The sequence below is a fragment of the Duganella sp. Dugasp56 genome (assembly GCF_047304105.1).
GTDB lineage: Bacteria > Pseudomonadota > Gammaproteobacteria > Burkholderiales > Burkholderiaceae_D > Rugamonas > Rugamonas hordei.
This window is the reverse complement of the sequence record NZ_JBGLYQ010000006.1, coordinates 170,540-195,241: the sequence shown is the minus strand read 5'-3', so window position 1 is coordinate 195,241 and position 24,702 is coordinate 170,540. Positions and strand designations below refer to the sequence as shown.

20 protein-coding genes are annotated in these 24,702 nt (G+C 65.0%); 17 read left to right on the top strand and 3 right to left on the bottom strand.

Annotated elements, in window-relative coordinates; translation table 11 throughout:
- The first annotated feature begins 64 nt into the window (after window positions 1–64).
- The 4 genes from argH to ACCD07_RS05985 all read left to right on the top strand — a co-directional run bounded on the left by argH (window position 65) and on the right by ACCD07_RS05985 (window position 4,431).
- A complete protein-coding gene (gene argH, locus ACCD07_RS06000) occupies window positions 65–1,462 on the top strand; it encodes an argininosuccinate lyase (RefSeq protein WP_413446791.1) in 1,398 nt (465 codons plus the stop codon).
- Between the two features lie 87 nt (window positions 1,463–1,549).
- A complete protein-coding gene (locus ACCD07_RS05995; RefSeq protein WP_413446797.1) occupies window positions 1,550–2,122 on the top strand; it encodes a TRAP transporter small permease subunit in 573 nt (190 codons plus the stop codon).
- Between the two features lie 9 nt (window positions 2,123–2,131).
- On the top strand, window positions 2,132–3,778 hold the full coding sequence (locus ACCD07_RS05990) for a TRAP transporter large permease (protein ID WP_176652418.1): 1,647 nt from the start codon (window positions 2,132–2,134) through the stop codon (window positions 3,776–3,778).
- Window positions 3,775–4,431 (top strand): DUF6445 family protein, encoded by a 657-nt coding sequence (locus tag ACCD07_RS05985; protein WP_176652417.1) that lies wholly within the window; start codon window positions 3,775–3,777, stop codon window positions 4,429–4,431. The genes ACCD07_RS05990 and ACCD07_RS05985 overlap by 4 nt, the downstream gene beginning before the upstream one ends.
- Before the next feature lie 9 nt (window positions 4,432–4,440).
- Here ACCD07_RS05985 and ACCD07_RS05980 read toward each other — a convergent pair whose 3' ends face one another.
- On the bottom strand, window positions 4,441–5,097 hold the full coding sequence (locus tag ACCD07_RS05980) for a hypothetical protein (RefSeq protein WP_176652416.1): 657 nt from the start codon (window positions 5,095–5,097) through the stop codon (window positions 4,441–4,443).
- 767 nt (window positions 5,098–5,864) lie between these two features.
- On the opposite strand from ACCD07_RS05980, the gene ACCD07_RS05975 reads away from it, so the two are divergent.
- The 12 genes from ACCD07_RS05975 (at window position 5,865) to ACCD07_RS05920 (ending at window position 19,576) form a co-directional block, all read left to right on the top strand.
- Entirely contained in the window at window positions 5,865–8,402 is a 2,538-nt protein-coding gene (locus ACCD07_RS05975) for a M4 family metallopeptidase (protein WP_413446790.1), read from the top strand.
- Window positions 8,403–8,513: 111 nt separating this feature from the next.
- Entirely contained in the window at window positions 8,514–9,716 is a 1,203-nt protein-coding gene (locus ACCD07_RS05970; RefSeq protein WP_176652414.1) for a type II secretion system F family protein, read from the top strand.
- Complete coding sequence (locus ACCD07_RS05965) at window positions 9,713–11,398, top strand: GspE/PulE family protein (protein ID WP_413446789.1); 1,686 nt, start codon at window positions 9,713–9,715, stop codon at window positions 11,396–11,398. Before ACCD07_RS05970 ends, ACCD07_RS05965 begins: the two co-directional genes overlap by 4 nt.
- Window positions 11,385–12,242, top strand: coding sequence for a hypothetical protein (locus ACCD07_RS05960; protein WP_413446788.1), 858 nt, complete (start codon window positions 11,385–11,387; stop codon window positions 12,240–12,242). The genes ACCD07_RS05965 and ACCD07_RS05960 overlap by 14 nt, the downstream gene beginning before the upstream one ends.
- Window positions 12,239–12,799 carry a hypothetical protein gene (locus ACCD07_RS05955; RefSeq protein WP_413446787.1) on the top strand — a complete coding sequence of 187 codons (561 nt, stop codon included), beginning with the start codon at window positions 12,239–12,241 and terminating at the stop codon, window positions 12,797–12,799. The genes ACCD07_RS05960 and ACCD07_RS05955 overlap by 4 nt, the downstream gene beginning before the upstream one ends.
- Window positions 12,787–13,392, top strand: a complete 606-nt coding sequence (locus ACCD07_RS05950; protein ID WP_413446786.1) for a hypothetical protein — start codon at window positions 12,787–12,789, stop codon at window positions 13,390–13,392. The genes ACCD07_RS05955 and ACCD07_RS05950 overlap by 13 nt, the downstream gene beginning before the upstream one ends.
- Window positions 13,389–13,904 (top strand): hypothetical protein, encoded by a 516-nt coding sequence (locus tag ACCD07_RS05945; RefSeq protein WP_413446785.1) that lies wholly within the window; start codon window positions 13,389–13,391, stop codon window positions 13,902–13,904. The genes ACCD07_RS05950 and ACCD07_RS05945 overlap by 4 nt, the downstream gene beginning before the upstream one ends.
- Entirely contained in the window at window positions 13,901–15,853 is a 1,953-nt protein-coding gene (locus ACCD07_RS05940) for a secretin and TonB N-terminal domain-containing protein (protein WP_413446784.1), read from the top strand. The genes ACCD07_RS05945 and ACCD07_RS05940 overlap by 4 nt, the downstream gene beginning before the upstream one ends.
- A 2-nt stretch (window positions 15,854–15,855) precedes the next feature.
- Window positions 15,856–16,329, top strand: a complete 474-nt coding sequence (locus ACCD07_RS05935; protein ID WP_413446783.1) for a type II secretion system protein — start codon at window positions 15,856–15,858, stop codon at window positions 16,327–16,329.
- Window positions 16,330–16,333: 4 nt separating this feature from the next.
- Entirely contained in the window at window positions 16,334–16,708 is a 375-nt protein-coding gene (locus tag ACCD07_RS05930; RefSeq protein WP_413446782.1) for a type II secretion system protein, read from the top strand.
- Window positions 16,683–17,192 carry a type II secretion system protein gene (locus ACCD07_RS05925; RefSeq protein WP_353401005.1) on the top strand — a complete coding sequence of 170 codons (510 nt, stop codon included), beginning with the start codon at window positions 16,683–16,685 and terminating at the stop codon, window positions 17,190–17,192. The genes ACCD07_RS05930 and ACCD07_RS05925 overlap by 26 nt, the downstream gene beginning before the upstream one ends.
- A 116-nt stretch (window positions 17,193–17,308) precedes the next feature.
- Entirely contained in the window at window positions 17,309–19,576 is a 2,268-nt protein-coding gene (locus ACCD07_RS05920) for a M4 family metallopeptidase (RefSeq protein ID WP_413446781.1), read from the top strand.
- Between the two features lie 15 nt (window positions 19,577–19,591).
- Here ACCD07_RS05920 and ACCD07_RS05915 read toward each other — a convergent pair whose 3' ends face one another.
- A complete protein-coding gene (locus tag ACCD07_RS05915) occupies window positions 19,592–21,220 on the bottom strand; it encodes an S-layer protein (RefSeq protein ID WP_413446780.1) in 1,629 nt (542 codons plus the stop codon).
- A 154-nt stretch (window positions 21,221–21,374) separates the two neighbouring features.
- Here ACCD07_RS05915 and ACCD07_RS05910 point away from each other — a divergent pair, with 154 nt between their 5' ends.
- Window positions 21,375–22,604, top strand: coding sequence for a M24 family metallopeptidase (locus ACCD07_RS05910; protein WP_413446779.1), 1,230 nt, complete (start codon window positions 21,375–21,377; stop codon window positions 22,602–22,604).
- Between the two features lie 51 nt (window positions 22,605–22,655).
- On the opposite strand, the gene paaZ is transcribed toward ACCD07_RS05910, so the two are convergent.
- On the bottom strand, window positions 22,656–24,701 hold the full coding sequence (gene paaZ / locus ACCD07_RS05905; protein ID WP_413446778.1) for a phenylacetic acid degradation bifunctional protein PaaZ: 2,046 nt from the start codon (window positions 24,699–24,701) through the stop codon (window positions 22,656–22,658).
- Window position 24,702 lies beyond the last annotated feature (1 nt).

Sequence of the window (24,702 nt, the reverse complement as noted above, 5' to 3'; positions counted from 1 at the left end):
TATTTTCGAGCATCTACCGGTTTATAATCGATGCCGACAAAACGCGCAAACTACTTTCTTCATTATGACTGCACAACTCTCCAAAAAAGCCGAAGCCTGGTCGGCCCGCTTCAACGAACCCGTTTCGGACCTCGTAAAACGCTATACCGCCTCGGTATTCTTCGACAAACGCCTGGCCAAGGCCGACATCCAGGGCTCGCTGGCCCACGCCGAAATGCTGGCCGCGCAAGGCATCATCAGCGCCGCCGACCGCGCCGAGATCGAGCGCGGCATGGCGCAGATCTCGTCCGAGATCGAAGCCGGCCAGTTCGAATGGCTGCTGGACCTGGAAGACGTCCACCTGAATATCGAAAAACGCCTGACCGAACTGGTGGGCGACGCCGGCAAGCGCCTGCACACTGGCCGCTCCCGCAACGACCAGGTGGCCACCGACATCCGCCTGTACGTGCGCTCGGCCATCGACGACGTGGTCGAACTGCTCAACGCCCTGCGCGGCGCGCTGACCGACCTGGCCGAAAAGAACGCCGACACCATCATGCCCGGCTTCACCCACATGCAGGTGGCGCAGCCGATCACCTTCGGCCACCACATGCTGGCCTATGTCGAGATGTTCGGCCGCGACGCCGAGCGCATGGCCGACTGCCGCAAGCGCGTCAACCGCCTGCCGCTGGGCGCCGCCGCGCTGGCCGGCACCACCTTCCCGATCGACCGCCTGCGCGTGGCCAAGACGCTGGGCTTCGACGACGTCTGCCACAACTCGCTGGACGCCGTCTCGGACCGCGACTTCGCCATCGAGTTCACCGCCGCCGCCTCGCTGATCATGACGCACATCTCGCGCATGTCCGAAGAGCTGGTGATCTGGATGAGCCCACGCGTGGGCTTCATCGACATCGCCGACCGCTTCTGCACCGGCTCGTCGATCATGCCGCAAAAGAAAAACCCGGACGTGCCGGAACTGGCGCGCGGCAAGACCGGCCGCGTGTACGGCCACCTGATGGGCCTTTTGACCCTGATGAAAGGCCAGCCGCTGGCCTACAACAAGGACAACCAGGAAGACAAGGAACCGCTGTTCGACACGGTCGACACCGTGGTCGACACGCTGCGCATCTTCGCCGACATGGCCGGCGGCATCAGCGTCAAGCCGGAAGCGATGCGCGCCGCCGCGCTGCAGGGCTACGCCACCGCGACCGACCTGGCCGACTACCTGGTCAAGAAGGGCCTGCCGTTCCGCGACGCCCACGAAGCCGTGGCCCACGCCGTGCGCGCCTGCGACGACCTGAAGATCGACTTGGCCGAGATGTCGCTGGAGCAGCTGCGCGCCTTCTCGGCGCTGATCCAGGACGACGTATTCGCCGTGCTGACCTTGGAAGGCTCGGTCGCCGCGCGCGACCACGTCGGCGGCACCGCGCCGAACCAGGTGCGCAAGGCGATTGCCCGCGTGCGCGAACAGCTGGCAAAATAAGCCCCGCGTCATTCCCGCGCAGGCGGGAATGACGTGCACCCGGACATCCCGAACGCCCGCCAGAGGATAGAGGAGACGCAAATGTTTATGCCGGTCTCGCGAGCCATCGACAAGCTCAATGAAAAGATCGCCCACGCCGTCGGCTGGTGCCTGCTGGCCGCCGTCGTCATCTGCACCGTCAACGCCGTGGTGCGCTACACCCTCAACATGAGCTCCAACGCCTGGCTGGAGATCCAGTGGTACCTGTTCGCGTCGATGTTCATGCTGGCCTCGGCCTACACGCTCAAGCGCGACGAGCACGTGCGCATCGACGTCGTCGCCGGCCGCTTCTCCAAACGCACGCAGGTCTGGATCGACCTGTTCGGCTACCTGCTGTTCCTGATGCCGATCTCGCTGGTGATCCTGTACTACGGCACGCCGTTCGCGCTGCTGTCGCTGCGAAGCGCCGAGATGTCCAGCAACGCCGGTGGCCTGATCGTCTGGCCGGCCAAGATGCTGGTGCCGGTCGGCTTCCTGCTGATGGTGCTGCAGGGCGTCTCCGAGATCATCAAGCGCGTCGCCTTCCTGGCCGGGAAAATCGACGGCCACGAATTCGCCAAGCACGCCGCCACGCCGCAGGAAGAGATCGAAGCGATCAAAGCCGCCAATAAGATCAACTAAGGCACATACATGGAAGCATTCCTGGTAGCGAATCTGGCGCCCATCATGTTCGGCGCGCTGGTGATTTTCCTCCTCTCCGGTTTTCCCGTCGCGTTCTCGCTGGCCGCCAACGGCCTGTTCTTCGGCATCGTCGGCATCGAACTGGGCCTGCTGAAACCCGAGCTGCTGCAGGCGCTGCCGAACCGCATCTTCGGCATCATGGCCAACGACACGCTGCTGGCCATCCCCTTCTTCACCTTCATGGGCCTGATCCTCGAGCGCTCCGGCATGGCCGAGGACCTGCTCGACACCATAGGCCAGCTGTTCGGACCGATACGCGGCGGCGTCGCCTACGCGGTGATCTTCGTCGGCGCGCTGCTGGCGGCGACCACCGGCGTGGTGGCCGCCTCGGTGATCTCGATGGGCCTGATCTCGCTGCCGGTCATGCTGCGCTACGGCTACGACAAGAAGCTGGCGGCCGGCGTCATCGCCGCTTCCGGCACGCTGGCGCAGATCATCCCGCCGTCGCTGGTGCTGATCGTCATGGCCGACCAGCTGGGCCGCTCCGTCGGCGACATGTACAAGGCCGCCTTCGTGCCCGGCCTGCTGCTGACGGCGCTGTACGCCGGCTACGTGCTGGCGATATCGATCTTCAAGCCGAAGATGGTGCCGGCGCTGCCGCTGGAAGCGCGCAACCTGCGCCAGCCCAACGGCGACAGCGGCGCCCGTTCGCTGCTGGTGCTGGTGATCGGCGCGGTGGCCGCGTCGTTCGCCTTCGCCCACTACTGGGGCGCCGGCCACCCGGCGCTGGCCGCCGATGAACTGGGCATCTTCTCCGGCGCGGTCGGCATCGTCGGCGCCTTCGCGTTCGCGCTGGCCAACCGCCACCTGAAACTGGGCCTGCTGTCGCGCATGGCCGAGCGCGTGGTGTTCGTCATGATCCCGCCGCTGGCGCTGATCTTCCTGGTGCTCGGCACCATCTTCATCGGCCTGGCCACACCGACCGAGGGCGGCGGCATGGGCGCGATGGGCGCCATCCTGCTGGCGATGTTCAACGGCCGCCTGTCGCTGGACCTGACCAAACAGGCGATGCACTCGACCACCCGCCTGTCCTGCTTCGTGGTGTTCATCCTGATCGGCTCCACCGTGTTCTCGCTGGTGTTCCGCGGCGTGAACGGCGACCTGTGGGTCGAGCACCTGCTGTCCAGCCTTCCCGGCGGCAGCACCGGCTTCCTCATCGTCGTCAACATCCTGTTCTTCGTGCTGGCCTTCTTCCTCGACTTCTTCGAGCTGGCCTTCATCCTGGTGCCGCTGGTGGGCCCGGTGGCGGACAAGCTGGGCATCGACCTGATCTGGTTCGGCGTGCTGCTGGGCGTGAACATGCAGACCTCCTTCATGCACCCGCCGTTCGGCTTCGCGCTGTTCTACCTGCGCTCGGTCGCGCCGAAGGAAGTGAAGACCTCCGACATCTACTGGGGCGCGATCCCGTTCGTGCTGATCCAGATCGTCATGGTGGTGCTGATCATCAGCTTCCCCAACCTGGTGTCGGTGGAGAAGAAGGTCGACATGAACGAGCAGATCGAACTGAAGCTCGACACGCCGCCACCGCCGGCCGAAGAGAAGAAGGACGACGAGGCGCCGCAGCTGAACTTCTCGACCGACACGGAGAAGAAATGACGCGCCCGACGCTGACCTACCGCAAGCCGCAGCTGGGCCGCGACTACTGGGTCAAGGACGACATCCTGCCCAACGCGCGGGAAGTCGCGCAGCGCTGCTTCGCCCGCGAAGACTGGGAGCTCGGCGCGCCGCACCGCCCGGAACCCTGGCCCGGCATGCGCAGCAAGGGCGCGCTGCTGCCGGACGAACTGGCGCTGGTGGAAGCCTGGGTCAAGAAGGTGACGGGAGCGAAGAAGCTGTGGCAGGAGGCCACGCCGCAGGGCAGCACGCTCAATCACAACTACGTGCAGCTGGTGGGCGGGATCGAATCCGGCCCGCGGCCGCATACCGATTCGCTCAAGCTGTGCCGCTACGCGGCGGTGATCTACCTGTCGCCGGACCCGCTGCCGGCGGCCGGCACCTCGTTCTACCGGCTGCGCTATCCGGATGGCACGCTGGGCGGCAACTACTGCAGTCCCCCGCACGCCAACCTGCGCGAGGCGCTGGGCGTGACCAGCCTGCCGCCGCAGGCCTGGCACGAGGACCTGCGCGTCGACAACCAGTTCAACCGCATGCTGCTGTACCGCGCCAACATGGTCCACTCGGCCAGCGGCTACTTCGGCTGCGACCACGACGACAAGCGCATGACCGCCGTGTTCTTCTGGATGGCGTGACGCCCTCGATCAGAGCGTCACCATCTTCGACAGCACCGAAAACGCAGCGCCGGTCTGGTTCTGCTCCAGCAGGATGGTCAGCTCGGTGTAGGTGCAGATCATGTTGACCAGGTTGATCTTGTCCCACGCCAGCTGCTTGAGGATGGCGTGATAGATGCCCGGCGTGCGGCTGGTGTCGGGATTGAGGTGCAGCGTGACCGCGCTCAGGTTGTCCTGCCGCGCCAGCAGCCGCTCGCCGACGAACACCTCCTCCACCATGCAAGTGAGCACCCGGCTGCAGATCACCATCACCTCGTTGACGCCGCGCGTCACCGTGACGAAGGAGCCGCGCATCGGCTCGGCGCGCGCCAGCAGCTGGCGGTGGCATTCGTTGACGCTGTCCGTGTAGCGGAAGGTGTATTCGGTCAGCTCGGTGCGGGTGGTCAGCTCGCCGGTCTTCTGCGCCAACGCGATCGGTTCGTTGCTCGCCTCCGGCAGGCGCTCGGCGACGCGGCGCAGCGCCATCACCACCGCCGCCTGGCCGACCGGCTTCCACAAATCGCTCTCCAGCTGCGGCTGCAGCTGGCGCGCCAGTTCCGACAGGTTGATCAGGTTGCGCCGCAGCCCTTCCGTGAGAAAAGACGACTCCATGACGATGCGTTCTACTTTGGTGGCAATCGACAGCATGCAAGTTCCCCTTGTCCGCGCGCCGGCGGACAAAAACTAAGCTGATAGCAGGCGCTGTGCCGCGCGGCCGCCGTGATCGGGGCCGCGCAGCGACGCAATAGCCTCGCCGGCGCCCCGGATAGGGACGCGGCGGCGGAAGATATGCGGCAAGCGTTGGTCTTTAACTGGGAGCGATGCTAGATCGGCGGCGGGGCCGTCGTATGGGAGGCGCGCAGCGCGCGGGCGGAACTGAAATCGTGCTGTGGGTGTGCGGTCATTTTCTTCTTCCTGTGGTTCCCGATTGCGCTTGTTATCAAGGGTCGTGCCCTGCGCTTTTTATGTGCCGGTCCGGGACCATAATCCCAGCCGGCTGCAACTAGTTTAATTCGCAATATTAAATCTATGCAACTGGGATTTGCTGAATTTTTGGGCATAGTGTTGCGTAGCCACCGAAAATAGAGCGCGGCGTCTAGTTCGTTGTTCATTTAAGACAAAACCCTTCAATCGTGCGCCTTCCAGCGTGCCTACTCTGGTATGCGCCATGGTCGGACAAGGCCGCATGCCCTCCCGGAATTGTCTAAATTCAGACATTTTTTTCTCCCGCGACTAATTTTCCAAGTTTTTTGACTTCGCCATCTCGACAGGAATAGTGTCGCCTCTGCTCGCCGTTTTAGCCGCACAAAAATCGCTGACCAGCCACCCGCCGGGGCAGCGCCGAGGACGCCGAGTTGGCCACGATCCGGCCAGGCAGCATCAAGCGAAATACACCTAGACCCCATGGAGAAGAGATGAATTTACGTAAGACCCTACTTGCTGCATCCGTCGTCGCCGCTTTGCCGATGATGGTATCCAGCGCAGCCCAGGCGGCTGCACAACTGATGTCCGCCCCGGTCAGCCTGGCCTCTCCACAAGAGAGCAAGGGACTGGTCGCCAAGCTGACGGCGCTGGACGCCGAGCACGGCCTGTCGGCCGATCACAGCTTCCGCATCAGCAGCCAGCACCCTGGCGTCGTCGGCCAGAAAATCACCCGCGCGCAGCACACCTTCAAGGGTCTGCGCGTGTACGGTTCCGAATCGGTGGTGGTGACCAATGACGCCGGCGACATCGTCAGCGAATCGGTCTCCGACCGCCGCGCGGCGCTGGGCGCCGACACCAACGGCGTGACCGCCGGTAAAACCGCCGCCATCGCCGACACCACGCCGTCGCTGAGCGCCAGCGACGCCATCGCACTGGTGGTCAAGGCCGTCGCCCCGAGCGGCACGCACCGCTGGGCGCCAAGCGCCGAGCTGCTGATCTACCCGGTGATGAAGTCGGTGCGCATCGCCTCGGCCGTCAACAAGTCCGAAGCCGCGCTGAACGCGATGGACCTGGAAGACGTGGTCGACCACTACGAGCTGGCCTACTTCGTGCAGACCCGCATGGCCAACAAGGGCAAGCCGGTGTACTTCGACACCATCCTCAACGCCAAGACCGGCGCCGTGATCGCCCAATGGCAGGCGCTGCAAACCGTGGTCGGCACCGGCAACAGCCAGTACAACGGCGTGGTGCCTATCCAGACCTCGCTCTCGGGCAGCACCTACAAGATGCTCGATTCGACCCGCGGCACCGGCGGCACCTACGGCGGCATGGCCATCACCGACGCGGCCCACAGCTCGGCCGACAATCCAAATGCCGGCAGCATCTACACCAACACCACCAACACCTGGGGTGACGGCAAGCAGTACATCAATGGCGGCAGCGACACCAACGCCAATGGCCAGACCGCCGCGGTCAACGCGCTGTGGGGCTTGATGAACACCTACGACACGATGAAGAACGTGCTGGGCTGGCAATCGCTGGACGGTAACAACACCGCCACCTACATCGCCGCCCACGTCGACACCGCCTACGACAACGCCTTCTTCGACCCGGGCTGCAAGTGCATGTACATCGGCGACGGCTCCAGCTTCTACAGCCTCGGTTCGATCGACGTGATCGGCCACGAAATGTCGCACGGCGTCACCGACGCCACCTCCAACCTGACCTACTCCGGCGAATCGGGCGGCTTGAACGAGTCGAACTCGGACATCGGCGGCGAGATGGTCGAAGCCTATGCCCGCAACGGCGGCACCGGCGTGGTGATCCCGGCCAGCGGCAACGACTGGATGATGGGCAAGGAGATCAGCAAAACCGGCCAGCCGCTGCGCTGGATGTACAAACCGAGCAAGGACGGCAGCAGCCCGGACGCCTGGAGCAGCACGATCAAGAACCTGAACGTGCACTATTCCAGCGGCCCTAACAACCGCATGTTCTACTTCCTGTCGCAGGGTTCGAACGCCAGCAGCACCAGCGACTACTACTCGAAATACCTGATCAAGAGCCCTGCCGCGATGACCGGTATCGGCAACGACAAGGCATTCCGCATCTGGTTCAAGGCGAACACCACCAAGTTCACCGCCTCGACCAACTACGCCGACGCCCGCAACAAGGTGCTGCTGGCAGCACAGGAACTGTATGGCGTGGGCTCGAAGGAAGCCATCGCCGTGCAACGCGCCTACGCCGCGATCAACGTCGGCGCCGACATCGACGAAGCAGCCGGCGGGTCCGCCGTGTCGATCTCGACCCAGCCAGCCAGCGTGACCGTGGCTGCCGGCTCGACCGCATCGTTCAGCGTCGGCGCCACCGGCGGCACCGCGCCGTACACCTACAAGTGGTACCGCAACGGCGCGGTGATCAGCGGCGCCACCTCGGCCACCTACTCGCTGACGGCGCAATCGACCGACAACGGCGCGGTGTTCAACGCCGTCGTCAGCGATTCGTCGTCGCCGGTCAAGACCGCGACCTCCGGCAACGCCACGCTGACCGTCGGCAGCACCGGTGGCAGCACCGAGCGCGTGACCAACGGCGGCTTTGAATCGGGCGCCACCGGCTGGAGCGGCACCACCGGCGTGATCGGCACCTTCACCGGCGAAACGGCCTACGAAGGCACCAAGTACGCCTACCTGGGCGGCAACGGCCAGACCGCGTCCGAAACGCTGACCCAGGCCGTGACGATCCCGTCGACCGCCACCTCGGCATCGCTGACCTTCGCACTGCATATCGACACCGCTGAATCGGGCACCACCGCCTACGACAAGCTGGTTGTCACCGTGAAGAACAGCGCCGGCACCGTGCTGGGCACCCTGGCCACGTATTCGAACGCGAACGCGGCCAGCGGCTACCAGATCCGCACCTTCAACCTGATCGCGTACAAAGGTCAGACCGTCACGCTGTCGTTCGCCATGACGGAAGACTCGTCGCTGCAAACGTCGTTCGTGGTGGACAAGGTCAGCCTGATCACCCAGTAAGTGAGGTTGTAACACCTGGACAGCCCCGTCCACCCCATCGGGGCTGTTTTTAAAGAGGCGGCAGCGCATCGCCGCCTCGTTTTTTCTGGTTGAGTAAGGCAGTAGCATGCGATGCAGTTCCACCTACAAGTGCAGGGCGGGCCATCCGGCCGGCAAACCATAGCGATCGACGCCGCCAGCGAGGCGGAGGCGATACGGCAGGCGGCGCGCAGCGGCTGGCGCGTGCTGGCCATCATCGGTACCGGACAATCCGGTGCGGGGGAGCGCGCGCACGCCCGCATCAGCAAGCAGCCCTTCCCGCTGCTGCAGTTCAGCCAGGAGCTGCTGGCTTTACTGGAAGCGGGACTCAATCTGAGCGAGGCCACCGCCACGCTGCTCAACAAGGAAACCCGCGGCGGCGCGCGCGCCACCCTGGCCGCCATCCAGCGCTCGCTGCAACAGGGGAAAAGCTTCTCCGACACCCTGGCCGATTTCCCGGCCGTCTTCCCGGAACTCTACGTCGCCACCGTGCATGCCGCCGAACGCTCGGGCAACCTGCCGGAGGCGCTGGCGCGCTTCGTCGGCTACCAGTTGCAGTTCGACGCCATCCGCAAGAAGCTGGTCTCGGCCGCGATCTACCCGACCATGCTGCTGGTGGTCGGCACGCTGGTCACACTGTTCCTGATGGGTTACGTGGTGCCGAAGTTCAGCGTGGTCTACGAAAGCTCGGGCCGCGAAATTCCATGGGCCTCGCAGATGCTGCTGGGCTTCGGCAAGACGCTGGCGGCCCATCCGTGGCTGTGCGCCGCCACGCTGGCGGCCGTCGTCGGCGGCGTGGTGCTCGGCCTGGGCAACGCCGCCATGCGCCAGCGGCTGGTGCTGGCGATCCTGCGGCTGCCGGTGCTGTCGGCCAAGGCGGCCGAGTTCCGCCTGGCGCGCTTCTACCGCGCGCTGTCACTGCTGCTGCACGCCGGCATACCGCTGTCGAAGGCGCTGGCGATGACCAACGCCATGCTGCTGCCGTCGCAACAGGTGCAACTGGTGCAGACGCGCCGCGCGGTCGAACAGGGATTGCCGTTTTCCACCGCGCTGGAACAGAACGCGCTGGCCACGCCGGTGGCGCAGTCGCTGCTCAAGGTCGGCGAGAACACCGGCCGCCTGGGCGACATGCTGGAGCGCTCGGCCAAGTTCCACGATGAGGAATTCGCCCGCTGGGTCGATTGGGCCTCGCGCCTGCTCGAACCCGTGTTGATGACGCTGATCGGGGTGGTGATCGGCGGCGTCGTCGTTTTGATGTACATGCCGATTTTCGAATTGGCGGGGAGTCTGTCATGAATGCACGCGAACCGGCTGTGCTCAGCCCTGAGATGCTGCACGGCGCGCGTGCCGCGGCGCTGGCGCAGGGCCGGCCGCAAATGGCGGTGCTGCAGGAGGCCGCCGGCTTGACGCCCGAAGAGCTGACCCGCCAGCTGGCCAACCTGTTCTGCTATCCGGCCTGGCCGATGAGCAAGCTACAGGCCGCGCTGCCGGCCTTCGACCTGCTGTCGTACACCGACTGCGCCCAGCGCGACTGCGTGCTGCTGCGCGAAGGCGTCGGCGCGGTCCCCGTGCTGGTCATCGGCGATCCCTACGCCGACGATACGCTGCAATGGGCCGACTACGCCATCGGCGCCGCCTACACGGTGGCGCTGGCGCACCCCGACGACCTGACCGCCTATCTGGCGCAGCAGGAAAGCGTGCAGCAGGCCATGCAGGACATGATGGAGGACGGCAGCCACGGCGAGCTGGCGGACCTGGACCAGACCATCGAGGACATCTCGCTGATACGCATCAGCGAAGACAGCAGCCCGGTGGTCAAGCTGGTCAACTCGACGATCTACGACGCGCTGAAGTTCCAGGCCAGCGACATCCACCTGGAATGCGACGCCGCCAGCCTGGTCATCAAGTACCGCGTCGACGGCGTGCTGGTGCAGGCCGGCACGGTGCAGGGCCTGCAGATGGCCGAGCAGATCATCTCCCGCATCAAGGTGCTGGCGGAGCTGGACATCGCCGAGCGCCGCGTGCCGCAGGACGGCCGCTTCAAGGTGCGCGTGAAAGGCAGCGAGATCGACTTCCGCGTCTCGATCATGCCGAACATCTTCGGCGAGGATGCGGTGCTGCGCCTGCTCGACCGTCGCGCGCTGACCGAGGCGGCGGCCGCGTTGCGGCTGGAGAGCCTGGGCCTGAACGCCGACGCCATCGTGCAGATCCGGCGCCTGGCCGCCAAGCCGCACGGCATGCTGCTGGTGACGGGCCCGACCGGCTCCGGCAAGACCACCACGCTGTACGCCGCCATCACCGAAATCAACACGGGGCGCGACAAGATCGTCACCATCGAGGATCCGGTGGAATACCGGCTGCCGCGCGTGCTGCAGATTCCCGTCAACGAGAAAAAAGGCCTGACCTTCGCGCGCGGCCTGCGCTCCATCCTGCGCCACGATCCGGACAAGATCATGATCGGCGAGATCCGCGACGACGAAACCGCGCAGATCGCGGTGCAGGCTTCGCTGACGGGCCACCTGGTGTTCACCACGGTCCATGCCAACAACGTGTTCGACGTGGTCGGCCGCTTCCTGCACATGGGCGTCGATCCGTACAGCTTTGCGGCGGCGCTGAACGGCATCGTCGCCCAGCGCCTGCTGCGACTCAACTGCGAACACTGCGCGGTGGACGTCGCGCCCGATCCGCAAGACCTGCAGGACAGCGGCCTGAGCGCCGATTCCGTGCGCGACTGGCGCTTCAAGGCGGGAAGCGGCTGCGGCCATTGCCGCGGCACCGGCTACAAGGGCCGCAAGGCCGTGGCAGAGGTGCTGATCCTGAACGACGCCATGCGGGAAATGATCTGCACCCGCGCGCCGGTCAGCCGTATGAAGGAGGAAGCCGCCACCATGGGCTTCCGGCTGGCGCGCAGCGCCGGGCTGGATCTGGTACGGCAGGGCGAAACGACTTTACTGGAGCTCAATCGTGTCACTTACTGAACGCCTGTTTTCACGAGCGCCGCTGGCGCGGCTGATGCAGCAAGGCCGCCTGCGCATCCTGTTGACGCCGCAGCAGCTGCGGTGCGTGGTCGTGCAGGGCAAGCGCCTGGTCGAAGACAGCGTCCAGCAGATCGCCGTGGACCATGCCGGCGGCCACTGGCAGGCCAGCGTGGACGCGTTGCGCGCCTTGCTGCAGCAGCCGGCGATAGCGTCGGCCAGGCTGCCGCTGGAAATCAGCCTGTCGGGCCGCTGGAGCCAGATGGTGCTGGCGCCGTGGAGCGACGCGCTTCTGTCCGAGCCCGGCGCCAGCCGTTTCCTGCAGATGCAGCTGGCCGCGCTCTACGGCGACAACGCGCGCGGCTGGAGCATCGCCAGCGACGATGCACCCTATGGCCAGACGCGCGTGGTCTGCGGCGTCGACAGCACGCTGCTGCACGCATTGAAGGATGTCGCCACCGAATGCGGTCATCCATGCCGCGCCATCGAACCGTTGCTGGCCACCGCCCTGCGTCCGCTCGACGCGGCGGCCGGCGCGCTGGTGCTGATCGAACCTGGCCGCATCACCATGGCTGCACTGGATGGCAAGCGCATCACGGCGATCCAGTCGCAGCCGGCCGGCGAAGCCTGGCGCCTCGCGCTGCCGCAGGCCTGGCAGCGCTGGACCCTGCGCGCTCCGGAACTGGCGGGGATCGAGCAGGTCGCCGTAGTCGACCTGTCCATGGCGCAGGCGTCGCCGGAACCGTTGCCGGCGCGCTTCCGTTTGATCGACAGTCCGCTTGGCGGCGAGGCGGCAGCCACCGCAACCATCCTGCCGTTCCCCGCACAGCCGGAGGCTGCCGCATGACGCGCCTGAACTTCCTGCCCCGCGCGGTTCCGCTCTCCGGCTGGCGCCTTGTCCTGCTGAGCCTCGGCGTCGTAGCGCTGCTGCCGGCCGCCGTCAACTGGGCATCACATCTGCAGGCCGTGGGCCGTCTGGAGGCTCGTCTGGACTCCCAAGCCGCCGCGCAACCGGTACGGTTGACCCGTCCCGCACTGGCGCCGGCCCAGCAGCACGAACAGGACCTGCAGGTGAAGGCCGTAGCCGAAGCGGTGCGCCAGCTCAACCTGCCCGTCACGCGCCTGATCAAATCCATCGCCGCGCCGGCCGATGTCCGCGTCGCCTTGCTCGCGCTGGATCTGAACGGCCAGCAGCCGCAAGACGGCACCGATGCCGCCGTGCCATCGGGCGCGCTGAAGATCGTGGCCGAAGCGGAAACCGCGCAAGACATGATCAATTACCTGGCCTTCCTCAACCAGCAGCCGATGTTCCGCTCCGTGTATCTGGTCAAGCACGAAATGGCGGCGGGCGGCACCGGCGAACGGCCGTATCACTTTCAGCTGGAGGCCCAATGGCGGCAATAAGATCCGGTGCGCTGCCCAAGCTGAAGCTGGCCGTGCCCCCCAACCTCGCCCCACGGCTGGCATGGCAGGCACGCCGCCTGCTGCGCCAGTGCGGCCCCGGCGTCGTCGGCGGCGTCGCCTGTTTGCTGCTGACGGTCCTGGCGCAATGGCACGCGACGCAGCTGGACCAACGCCAGATCGCGTTGACCCGACAGTTGAACGCTGCGGCCCGCGCAGCTGCCGCGCCGCATGCTCCGGTCGCCACCGCCGCCGGCGGCGTGGCCGCCTTCTACGCTTACCTGCCGGCGCACGACGCCATTCCTGACCAGCTCAAGGAACTGGTGCGCATGGCGCAGCAAAGCGGCATCGCGCTGAACAAGGCCGAGTACAAGGCCGAACAGGATGGCAAGGCAGGCTTCCTGCGCTACCGCATCACGCTGCCGATCAAGGCGGATTACACCAGCACGCAAGGCTTCATCATCAATGCATTGCAGGCGCTGCCGACGCTGACGCTGGAATCGGTCGCCTTCAAGCGCGAACAGATCGAAACGGGCGACGTCGAGACACGCATCCAGTTCGTGCTGCTGGTGCGCCGCCAGGAGGACCGGCGATGAGGAAGATAGTCATCGGCGCCGCCGCCGTCGCCACGCTGCTGGCCGCGTGGTTCACGCCGGATCAGGATGGCGGCGTCGTCGGCCCGGCGGCGGCCACGACGCGCGAGGCCGCACCGTCCGTCCCCGTCACTGATGTCACCCCGGCCGGCGCGCCCGAAGAACTGCAAATCCACCCGCGCGTCGCGGACGACGACATGGGCAACGTCTTCGCCAAGCAAAGCTGGGCGCCGGAAGCGCCGAAGAAGATGATGCAGGAACAGGCGCCACAGCCGCAGGCCGCAGCGACATCCGCATCCGGACCGCCGGCGCTGCCGTTCCAGTTCGTCGGCCGCTTTATCGACGAAGGCAAGACCGCGTGGTTCCTGCAGATCGACGGCCAGAATATCGTCGCCCGTCCCGGCGAGAAGGTCAATGACGACTACATGCTCGACAGCGTCAACGGTGGAACGATGACCTTCATCTACCTGCCGCTCCACCAAAAACAAACCTTAGCCGTAGGGGACACCAATTGAAATCCATCGCCAACCGCCTGCACACGCTGGCCGCCTGCCTGTTGCTGAGCGCCTGCGCTGGCAGCCAGACCTTCAAGGAAGGCAATGCCCTGCTGGACGCCGGCCAGATCGACCAGGGCCTGGCCAAACTGGAACAGGCCGCCCACGAAGATCCGCACAACGCCGAATACCGCATCGTCCTGCTGAACCGCAAGCTCAAGCTGGTCAACGCGATGAACAGCCGCGCCGATACGCTGCGCCTGAAAGGCCAGTCCGCCGACGCAACGGCACTGTATGAACAGGCGCTGGCCATCGATCCGGCCAATCTGATCGCGCGCCAGGGCTTGGCGGCGCTGGCCCAGGACCAGCGCCTGCAGCAGACGATGGCCGACGCGGAAGCGCTGCTGCAGCGCGGCGGCGACGCCAACCTGACGCAGGCGCAGGAGATGCTGCGTCCCCTGCTGGTCGAACGGCCTAACCAGCGCGACCTCCAGCGCCTGAAGACGCGTCTCAACGATGCGCAAGCGCGGCTGCGGCCGGCCAGCGGCCGCCTTGCGGTCGCCTACCGCAAACCCGTGACGCTGGAATTTCGCGACGTGCCGCTACGCTCGGTGTTCGATTTCCTCAGCAAGATATCGGGCCTGAACTTCGTCTTCGACCGCGACGTCGATCCCAACCTGCGCGCCACGATCTCGGTGCACGACACCAGCATCGAGGAAGCCATCGGCATGCTGTTGAGCGCGAACCAGCTGGAGCAAAGCATCACCAGCGACCGCTCGGTCACCATCTACCCGAACAATCCGCAAAAGCAGAAGGACTACCAGCAGCTGCTGGTGCGCAGCTTCTTCCTGGCCAATTCCGATGTCAAGACCGTGGCGTTCTCGCTGAAGACATTGCTGAAGGCGAAGGACATCGTCACCGATGAACGCATCGGCACCATCATCATGCGCGACACGCCGGAGATGATACGCATGGCCGAGCGCATCATCTCGGTACAGGACGTCGCCGATCCGGAAGTGATGCTGGAAGTGGAAGTGCTGGAAGTGAAGCGGACGCGCGGCCAGGAGCTGGGCATCCGCTGGCCCGATTCGGCCGGCCTGACTTTGCTGGGCAGCGGCCAGTATGGCGCGCTCAACGTCGGCGACCTTCGCCGCATCAACGGCAGCAATATCGGCCTGGCGCTGGGTTCCGTCACGCTCAACGCCAACAAGACGGACACGGACAGCAATATCCTCGCCAATCCGCGCATCCGCGTGCGCAACAAGGACAAGGCCAAGGTGCTGATCGGCGACCGCGTACCCGTGATCACGGTCACCACCAACAACGGCGTCAGCGCCGACAGCGTGAACTATGTGGACGTCGGCCTGAAGCTCGACGTCGAACCCAACATCTACCTGGACGATGAAGTAGCGATCAAGATCAACCTGGAAGTCAGCAGCGTGGTCAAGGAGATCGTCAGCAAATCCGGCACGCAGGCTTACCAGATCGGCACCCGCAGCGCCGCCACCGTGCTGCGCCTGAAGGACGGCGAGACGCAGGTGCTGGCCGGCTTGATCAGCGACGAAGACCGCACCACCGCCAACAAGGTGCCGGGCGTGGGCGACCTGCCGATGCTGAGCCGTTTGTTCGGCTCCCAGAAGGACGACTCGACCCGCAGCGAGATCGTGTTGTCGATCACGCCGCGCATACTGCGCTCGATACGCCGGCCGGAGTTGACGGCGGCGGAGTTCAACTCTGGCACCGAGTCCGACATCGGCGGCCGCAGCCAGGTCACCACGCTGGCTTCGGTGGGCGATGCAGCGGAAGCGCCGGAAGCCACGCAACCGCAGCGCGACGCATCCCCGGTTTCCGGCGGATCTTCCATGACCGGCAGTTCCGGCATGACTGGAGGCGACGCACCGCCGGCGCCAACTCCGGCCAAGCCCGAACCGGCTGGCCCGGTTTCCAACTCGTCGAAAAAGGTTCAGTAGGCATGTGGCGCAAGGCCGAACGCGGCTTCACCTTCATCGAGTTGATGATCACGCTGTCCATCCTTGCCACGCTGGCGATGGTGGCGGCGCCGATGGCGCAGGTAGCGCTGCAGCGCGAGAAGGAGCACCAGCTGCGCACCGCGCTGATCGAAGTCCGCGAGGCGATCGATGCCTACAAGCGCGCAGCCGACAACGGCCGCATCAAGCTGTCGATAGGCGATTCCGGCTATCCGAAAAGACTCGAAGACCTGGTCACTGGCGTGCCGGACCAGCGCAGCCCGCGCAAACAGAACATGTACTTCCTGCGCCGCATCCCGCGCGACCCGTTCGCGCCGTCCGAGGCGAGCGGCGGCGGCTGGGCCGTCCGCGCCTACGCCTCGCCGCCGGACAATCCCAGCGAAGGTGAAGACGTTTTCGACATCAGTTCGCGCTCCGGAAAAATGGGCCTGAACGGCATCCCCCTCAAACAATGGTGACGCCATGAACCGCAACAAGGCATTCACGCTGGTCGAATTGCTGGTGGTGTTGGCGATTATCTCGCTGCTGCTGACGATCGCCCTGCCCCGGTATTTCAGCTCCGTCGACAAATCGAAGGAAGTCGCGCTGAAGGAAAATCTGCAAGTGCTCCGCAGCGGCATCGATAAATACTATGCGGACAAGGGCGAATATCCGGCCGCGCTGTCCGACCTGGTAAGCCAGCACTACTTCCGCAAGGTGCCCATGGATCCGGTGACGGAATCCGCCATCACCTGGCAGCTGCTGCCCTCCGCCGACGCCGACAAACCCGGCGTGGCCGACATCCGCAGCGGCGCCAAAGGAAAAACCCGCGATGGCATCCCGTTCGGCCAACTCTAAGCCGCCGCGCCAGCGCGGCTTCGCCTATCTGTGGACGCTGATGCTGGTGGCGTTCATGGGCGTCGGCCTGACCATCGCGGCGGACCTGTACGCAACCGCGATGCGGCGCGACAAAGAGCGCGAGCTGCTGTTCATCGGCCATGAATTCCGCCACGCGCTGGAGAGCTACGTCAAGGCCAATGGCCTGAGCCAGTATCCGCTGACGCTCGACGACCTGCTGAAGGACCCGCGCTTCGCCAACCCCAGGCGCCACCTGCGCCGGCTCTACGCCGATCCGGTCACGGGCAAGCCGGAATGGAGTCTGATACTACAGCAGGGCCGCATCGTCGGCATCCACTCGACATCGCCCCTGCGTCCGATCAAACAGGACAACTTCGACGACGACGATGCGGGCCTGGCGAAAAAGTCGCGCTATGCCGATTGGATCTTCACCTATCCCTTCGATCTGTTCACCATACCGCAGGGTGGCGACGTCAAACGCTGACTTTATTGATATAGGACAGTACCTGTCCACCCTCTCCGTTCTAGCGTGACTCATCCGCATTGGCGGAATCGGCGACATCATTCGATACCGCTGGAATGTCGACATGGGAGGATGAGATGATCCTACGTATGCACTTGCTAACGGCCAGCATCGCCGCAGCTGTCTCGATGCTGTCCACCACCGCGTCGCGTGCGGCCGAACAACTGATGGCAGCACCGGTCAACATCGCCTCGCCGCCGGAGGCCGCCGGGCTGGTGGCCCGGCTGGCCGCGCTGGACGCCGCGCGCGGGCCCGCCACCGACTACAGCTTCCACATCAGCAGCCAGCACCCCGGCGTGACCGGCCAGAAGATCACGCGCGCCCAGCATACGTACAAGGGCTTGCGCGTGTTCGGCTCAGAATCGGTGGTGGTCACCGATGCATCGGGCGGCATCATCAGTGTCTCCACATCCGACCGGCGGCCCGCTCTGAGCCCCAACGCTGCGGCGGCGACGCCGTTGACCGACACGACGCCGGTGCTGAGCACCGATGACGCCATCGCGGTGGCTGCCAAGTCGACCGCGCCGCGCGGTGCGCATCGCTGGCCGCCAAGCGCCGAACTGCTGGTCTACCCGTTGATGAACTCCGTGCGCAAGGCCACCGCCGCCGGCAAGCCGGAATCGGAACTGAACGCCACGGACGTCGAGGACGTAGTCGACCACTACGAGCTGGCCTACTACGTGAAGACGCGCATGGCGCAGGATGGCAAGCCGGTTTACTACGATACCGTCGTCAACGCGAAAACCGGCGCGATCATCGCGCAGTGGGTGGCGCTGAAGACGGTGGTCGGCACCGGCAACAGCCAGTACAACGGTGTGGTGCCGATCAATACCACGCAATCCGGCTCCACCTTCCAGATGCTGGATGCGTCGCGCGGCACCGGCGGAAAATTCGGCGGCATGGCGATCACCAACGCCAACCACAGCTCGGCCAGTAATCCGAATCCCGGCGCCATCTACACCAACAGCACCAATACCTGGGGCGACGGCAAGCAGTACATCAACGGCGGCAGCACCACCAACGCCAACGGCCAGACCGCCGCCGTCAATGCGCTGTGGGGCTTGATGAATACCTATGACGCCAACAAGAACGTGCTGGGATGGCAGTCGCTGGATGGGAACAACACCTCGACCTACATCGCCGCGCACGTGGACACGGCCTACGACAACGCCTTCTACGATGACAGCTGCAAGTGCATGTACATCGGCGACGGCAACACCTTCTACAGCCTGGGCTCGATCGACGTCATCGGTCACGAAATGTCGCACGGCGTCGCCGCATCCACGGCGGACCTGGTGTACTCCGGCGAGTCGGGCGGCTTGAACGAATCGAACTCCGACATCGGCGGCGAGATGGTCGAAGCCTACGCGCGCGCGGGCGGCACCGGAACATCGATCCCGCTCACGGGCAACGACTGGATGATGGGCAAGGAGATCAGTAAATCCGGCCAGCCACTGCGCTGGATGTACAAACCCAGCAAGGACCGCAGCAGCCCCGATGCGTGGAGCACCTCGCTGAAGAACCTGGACGTACACTATTCCAGCGGGCCGAATAACCGCATGTTCTACTTCCTGTCGCAGGGTTCGAACGCCGACTCCACGACCGAGTACTACAGCAAATACCTGGTGAAGAGTCCCGCCGCGATGACCGGCATCGGCAACGACAAGGCTTACCGTATCTGGTTCAAGGCGCTGACCACCAAGTTCACCTCGTCGACCAATTACGCCGATGCCCGCAGCAAGGTGCTTGCGTCGGCGCAGGAACTGTATGGCGTGGGCTCGAAGGAAGCCATCGCCGTGCAGCGCGCCTACGCGGCGATCAACGTCGGCGCCGACATCGACGAAGCCGGCGCAGGTGGCGGAGGTGGCGGGGGCGGTGATGGCACGGAGCTGGTTATCAATGGCGGTTTCGAATCCGGCACCACCGGATGGAGCGGCACCACCGGCGTGATCGGCTCCCACACCGGCCAGACCGCCTACGAAGGCACCCGCTTCGCGTGGTTGGGAGGGAACGGCCGCACGTCGACCGAAACGCTGACCCAGAGCATATCGATACCAGCCGCAGCCACCAGTGCGGCGCTGACCTATGCGCTGCATATCGACACCTCGGAAACCCGCGCCGTGGTCTACGACCGCTTGGTGGTCACGGTGAAAAGCAGCAGCGGCACCGTGCTGTCCACGTTGGCCACCTACACCAACCTGGATGCGGCGGCGGGCTACCAGATCCGCAGTTTCGACCTGCTGCCCTACAAAGGCCAGACCGTCACGCTATCCTTCGTAATGCGCGAGGACCGGTCGAAGCAGACCTCGTTCGTGCTCGACAAGGTCAGCCTGATCGCCAAGTAAGGCAGGGAGGCGCGCTTACTTCAACGTCACGAATACCGGGTTCGAATAGAACCACAGGCTGCGGTAGTTGCGATCGTTGATATCGTTGAAGCGCGCCGTGTTGTCAGTGGTACCGGTGCGCTGGTCCGCCAGCGGCTCGCCATCCTGGGTCAGGCCGGCGACATCGGTGCCGAGGTTGGTGCCGCGCAGGCGGTAGTACTGGTTCTTGCCGGCGGTGGTTTCATAGCTGATGCTGAAGTAGCCGTCCGCATCGACCTTCCAGTCCGCGCTGGTGAAACGCTTCACCACGCGGGTGCTGGCATTGGTGGCCACACTGTAGGCGGCGCTGCCCGGTGTGGCCTTGGCGCCCACGTCGCCCACGATCAGGTCGACGTGGTCGACCACTGGCTTGACGTTGGCGGCCGTACCGCTGTCGACCGGCTTCTCGTAGTTGTTTTTTGCGGGCGACTTGAAGCGGATGGTGATCGTCACCTTGTCGCCGCTGGCGACCTTCAGTTCCCCGCCCATCTCCTTGCGATCGTCCTTGCTGGCCAGGTTGAAGTCCAGCGCGTTGATCAAGTCCCCGTAGACCGAGAACATTTTGCCCGAGCGCAGACCTTGCAGCAGGTCCTTCGCGGCTGGTGCGCCCTGGGCGCTGTTGAAAACGTAGTTCTTCGCGTACTCACCGGGGAAGTAGCCGCTGCTGTTGCCGCCGACGATCTTGAAGTGGGTGTCCGAGTCGGTCAGGTTCCAGATGCGGCGGCCCTCGCCGAGCAGCGCATCCCACACGCCGCCCACTTTGGCGACGACGTAGTCGACGCCGCCGTAGGCACGCAACGGCGCGTTTTCCGGGGTATAGGCCGCCGTGTAGCCCCCGCGGTCCGGCTCCATCTGGTTGCCGATCATGCCTTCGATGGCGAATACGATGTTCGGCGCGATGTCGTTGAAGCGGCGGAAGTCGTCGACGGTGTAGCTGCCCTTGTTGCGCGACGGATGGTTGACCACGGCGTAGCTGGTATCCGGATAGTTGTCCTTCAGCCAGCTGATCGCTTTCAGCGCATCGTCGGCGGAGGCGTTGTAGCGGGTGGCGCCGTACTTGGCCTTCCAGGCGGCGACATCGGCCGCATCGAACAGCGCCGCGTCGCGGTTGGTGAACAGATATTCGAATTCCTTCATGCCCTTGGTACTGACGGCCAGCTTGTCGGTGCCCTCGAACAGGCCGATCCCGATATGGTCGTGGGTCGGCATGTCCCATTCGAAGCCGGAGAAAATCAGCTTGTCGGCAAAGGTGCCGGCAGCTTGCAGCGCCTTCACGTGTGGAATCTCGTAGCGTTCGACGCCGGTCGACAGTGGAATCGCCGCAGGCAGCGTGGCGCCCTTCTCGTCTCGCGAGGACAGTCGCAGGTGATTGCTGACAGCCATCCAATCCAGGCCATAGTTGGTGAAGGCCTTGCCCAGCACCTTGTCCAGTGTCTGGCTGACGTCGGTGTCGGGCGACTGGGTGGTATGGGTATGCAGATCGCCGGCGATCCAGCGTCCGCTCGGCAGCGGAGGCGCGGAGACGGTTGGGGATTGGTCGCCACCGCAGGCGACAGCGGTCAGCAGGATGGCGATGGCGGTCGGGATCAGCAATTGGCGTGGGCGAAAATGGGAGGAAAACGGCATGATATATGAGTCCTGAAGTGGATGCGGAATTCGGCACATTAGCATCGGAGTATTACCTGCCAATGACTGGCCCACGCGTGCAAAACTGCTATGATCGCCGGCTGGCGCAGACAAAGATCCGCGCAGTCACGCAAATCAATTCAGGGATATAAAAATGACTATTGGCGGAAAAACCATGGAAGAGGCATTGGCCTCATTGTCCGATATGACGGCGGGAGCGGTCTCGATCGGCAAGGACGAGCACTTGCAGCGTATCGCGCGGGCACAAGCCTACATGCGCGAGCAGGGCATCTCCGCGATCTACGTCAACGCCGGCTCCAACATGACCTACTTCACCGGCACCAAGTGGCACGCCAGCGAGCGCATGGTCGGCGCCGTCGTGCCGGCCAGCGGTGCGGTCGAATACATCGCCCCGGCGTTTGAAGAGAGCACGTTGAAGGACTTCATGCTGGTCGAAGGGAACGTCAATACCTGGCATGAGCATGAAAGCCCGTACCAGCTGTTCGTCGACACGCTCAAGCGCATGGGCATCGCGCCGGCTGAGGCGGGCGGCACGGCACCGCGCGTCGGCATCTGCGAGAGCGCGGCCTTCTTCATCTACGACGGCATCCGCCCGCTGGCCGTCGGCTACGCGCTGGAGAACGCGCGCCAGGTGACGGCGCACTGCCGCACCCGCAAGTCGGCCAGCGAAATCGCGCTGATGCAGCGCGCCAAGGACATGACGCTGGCCGTGCACGTCGCCACTGCCAGCATGCTGCGCGAGGGGATCACGACGGTCGAGGTGGAAGAGTTCATCAACCGCGCGCACCGCAAGGTCGGCGCCTCGGGTTCCTACTTCGTGATCGTGCTGTTCGGCGAGGCGACCGCGTATCCGCACGGCGTCAGCTACGTGCAGACGTTGCAGCGAGGCGACACTGTGCTGATCGATACAGGCTGCAAACTGCACAACTACATTTCCGACATCACGCGCACGTATGTGTACGGCGAAATCAGCGCGCGTCAGCGTTCGGTGTGGAACAGCGAGAAGGCGGCGCAACTGGCGGCGTTCAATGCGGCGCAGCTGGGCGTGCCGTGCGAGGAAGTGGATATGGCGGCGCGGCGTTCGCTGGAAGCGGATGGCTACGGCCCGGGCTACAAGCTGCCAGGCCTGCCGCACCGCACCGGCCATGGCATCGGCCTCGATATCCACGAATGGCCGTACCTGGTCGGCGGCGACAAGACGCCACTCGATGTCGGCATGTGCTTCTCGAACGAGCCGATGATCTGCATCCCCGGCGAATTCGGCGTGCGTCACGAAGACCATTTCTACATGACGGAAAATGGTCCGAAGTGGTTCACCGAACCGGCGCACAGCATCGACGATCCGTTCGGCCTGCGCAAATAAGCCTTATGCCCTATGCGCCGGAGAAAGCAGTCCTCCGGCGCCGGTTCTGTCTCAGGTCCGCTTCATCACCAGCGTCAGGATGTCGTAGCTGGCCACCAGCTCGTCGTTCTGGTTGGTCACCTGCACGTCCCATGCGACCACGCCCTGGCCGACGCCCTTGTCGTCGGTGCGGTTGCGATCCACCTTGCGCTTGCAGGTCAGGCGCGCGCGGATGGTGTCGCCGATGGCGACCGGCGTGATGAAGCGCAGGTTGTCCAGGCCGTAGTTGGCCAGCACCGGACCGGGCGCCGGCGAGACGAACAGGCCGGCGGCGGCCGACAGCACGAAGTAGCCGTGCGCGATGCGCTTGCCGAACTGCGTGTCCTTGGCGGCGATCTCGTCGAAGTGCATGTAGAAGTAGTCGCCCGAAACGCCGCCGAAGTTGACGATGTCCGCTTCGCTCACGGTGCGGCGGTGCGTCAGCAGCGAGTCGCCCATCTTCAGGTCTTCGAAATATTTACGGAACGGATGGACTTCGCTTTCCTGCACCTTGGCGCCACGGACGTATTCACCGGTGACGGCGGCCAGCATCGTCGGCGAGCCCTGGATTGCGGCGCGCTGCAGGAAGTGGCGCACCGCGCGGATGCCGCCCAGTTCTTCGCCGCCGCCTGCGCGGCCAGGGCCGCCATGCTTCAACTGCGGCAGCGGCGAACCATGACCGGTGGAGTCCACCGACGCTTCACGTTCGAGTATCAGCACGCGCCCGTGCGAGGCGGCCGCTATCGGCACCGCGTAGGCGGCGATGGCCGGCTCCTTGGTCACCAGCGTCGAGACCAGCGAGCCCTTGCCGCGCGCGGCCAGGGCCATCGCTTCGTCGATGCCGTTGTAGCTGATGATGGTGCTGACCGGACCGAAGGCTTCGATGTCGTGCACGGCATCGTTGCTCATGCCGTCGCGGCACAGCAGCAGCGTCGGCGAGAAGAACGAACCGCCGGCCACGCCTTCGCCGACCGGCTTGAAGCCGTCGCGTTCACTGAACAGCACCTCGTTGCCGCGCGCGAGCAGCTCGACGCGCTCGGCGACGTCGCGTTGCTGGTCCTTGGACGCCAACGCCCCCATGCGCACGCCCTCGACCGACGGATCGCCGACGCTGACCTTCGCCAACCGTTCACGCAGGCGGGTGCCGACGGCGTCCACCATATTTTCCGGCACGATGATGCGACGGATCGCGGTACATTTCTGGCCGGCCTTGCCGGTCATCTCGCGCGCCACCTCTTTGACGAACAGGTCGAACTCGACGTCGTCCGGCGAGACGTCCGGCGCCAGGATGGCGCAGTTGAGCGAATCGGCTTCGGCGGTGAACGGCACCGAGTTAGCGATCAGGTTGCGGTTGGTGCGCAGCCTGGCGGCGGTGTCGGCCGAACCGGTGAAGGTGACGACGTCGGCGCCGCCCAGGCGATCGAGCAGGTCGCCGGTGCTGCCGATGACCAGCTGCAGCGCGCCTTCCGGCAGCAGGCCGGATTCGTGCATCATGCGCACCAAGGCTTCGGTCAGGTAGCTGGTGGCGGTGGCCGGCTTGCCGATGCACGGCATCGCGGCCAGGAAGCTTGGCGCGAACTTCTCCAGCAAGCCCCAGATCGGGAAGTTGAAGGCGTTGATATGCACCGCCAGGCCGCCGCGCGGCACCAGGATGTGGGTGCCCGAGAAGCCGCCGTTTTTACCCAGCGCCATGGCCGGACCTTCATGCAGCACGTTCGACGACGGCAACTCGCGGCTGCCCATGCTGGCGTAGGCGAACAGCGTGCCGGTGCCGCCTTCGATGTCGACCCAGCTGTCGGCGCGGGTGGCGCCGGTCAGGTGCGAGATCGCGTACAGTTCTTCCTTGCGGCTGACCAGGTACAGCGCCAGCAGCTTCAGGCGCGCGGCGCGCTGCTGGAAATCGAGTTTCATCAGTTCCGGCACGCCCACTTTGCGGGCATAGGTGACGGCTTCGTCGAAGTCGATCTTCTCGGCGTGGGTGTGATAGATCAGCGAGTTGTTCAGGGCGCTATGCAGCGGCGCCGACGCTTCGGCGCCGATCCAGCGGCCTCCGATCCAGCTTTGCAGGGTTGATGCCATG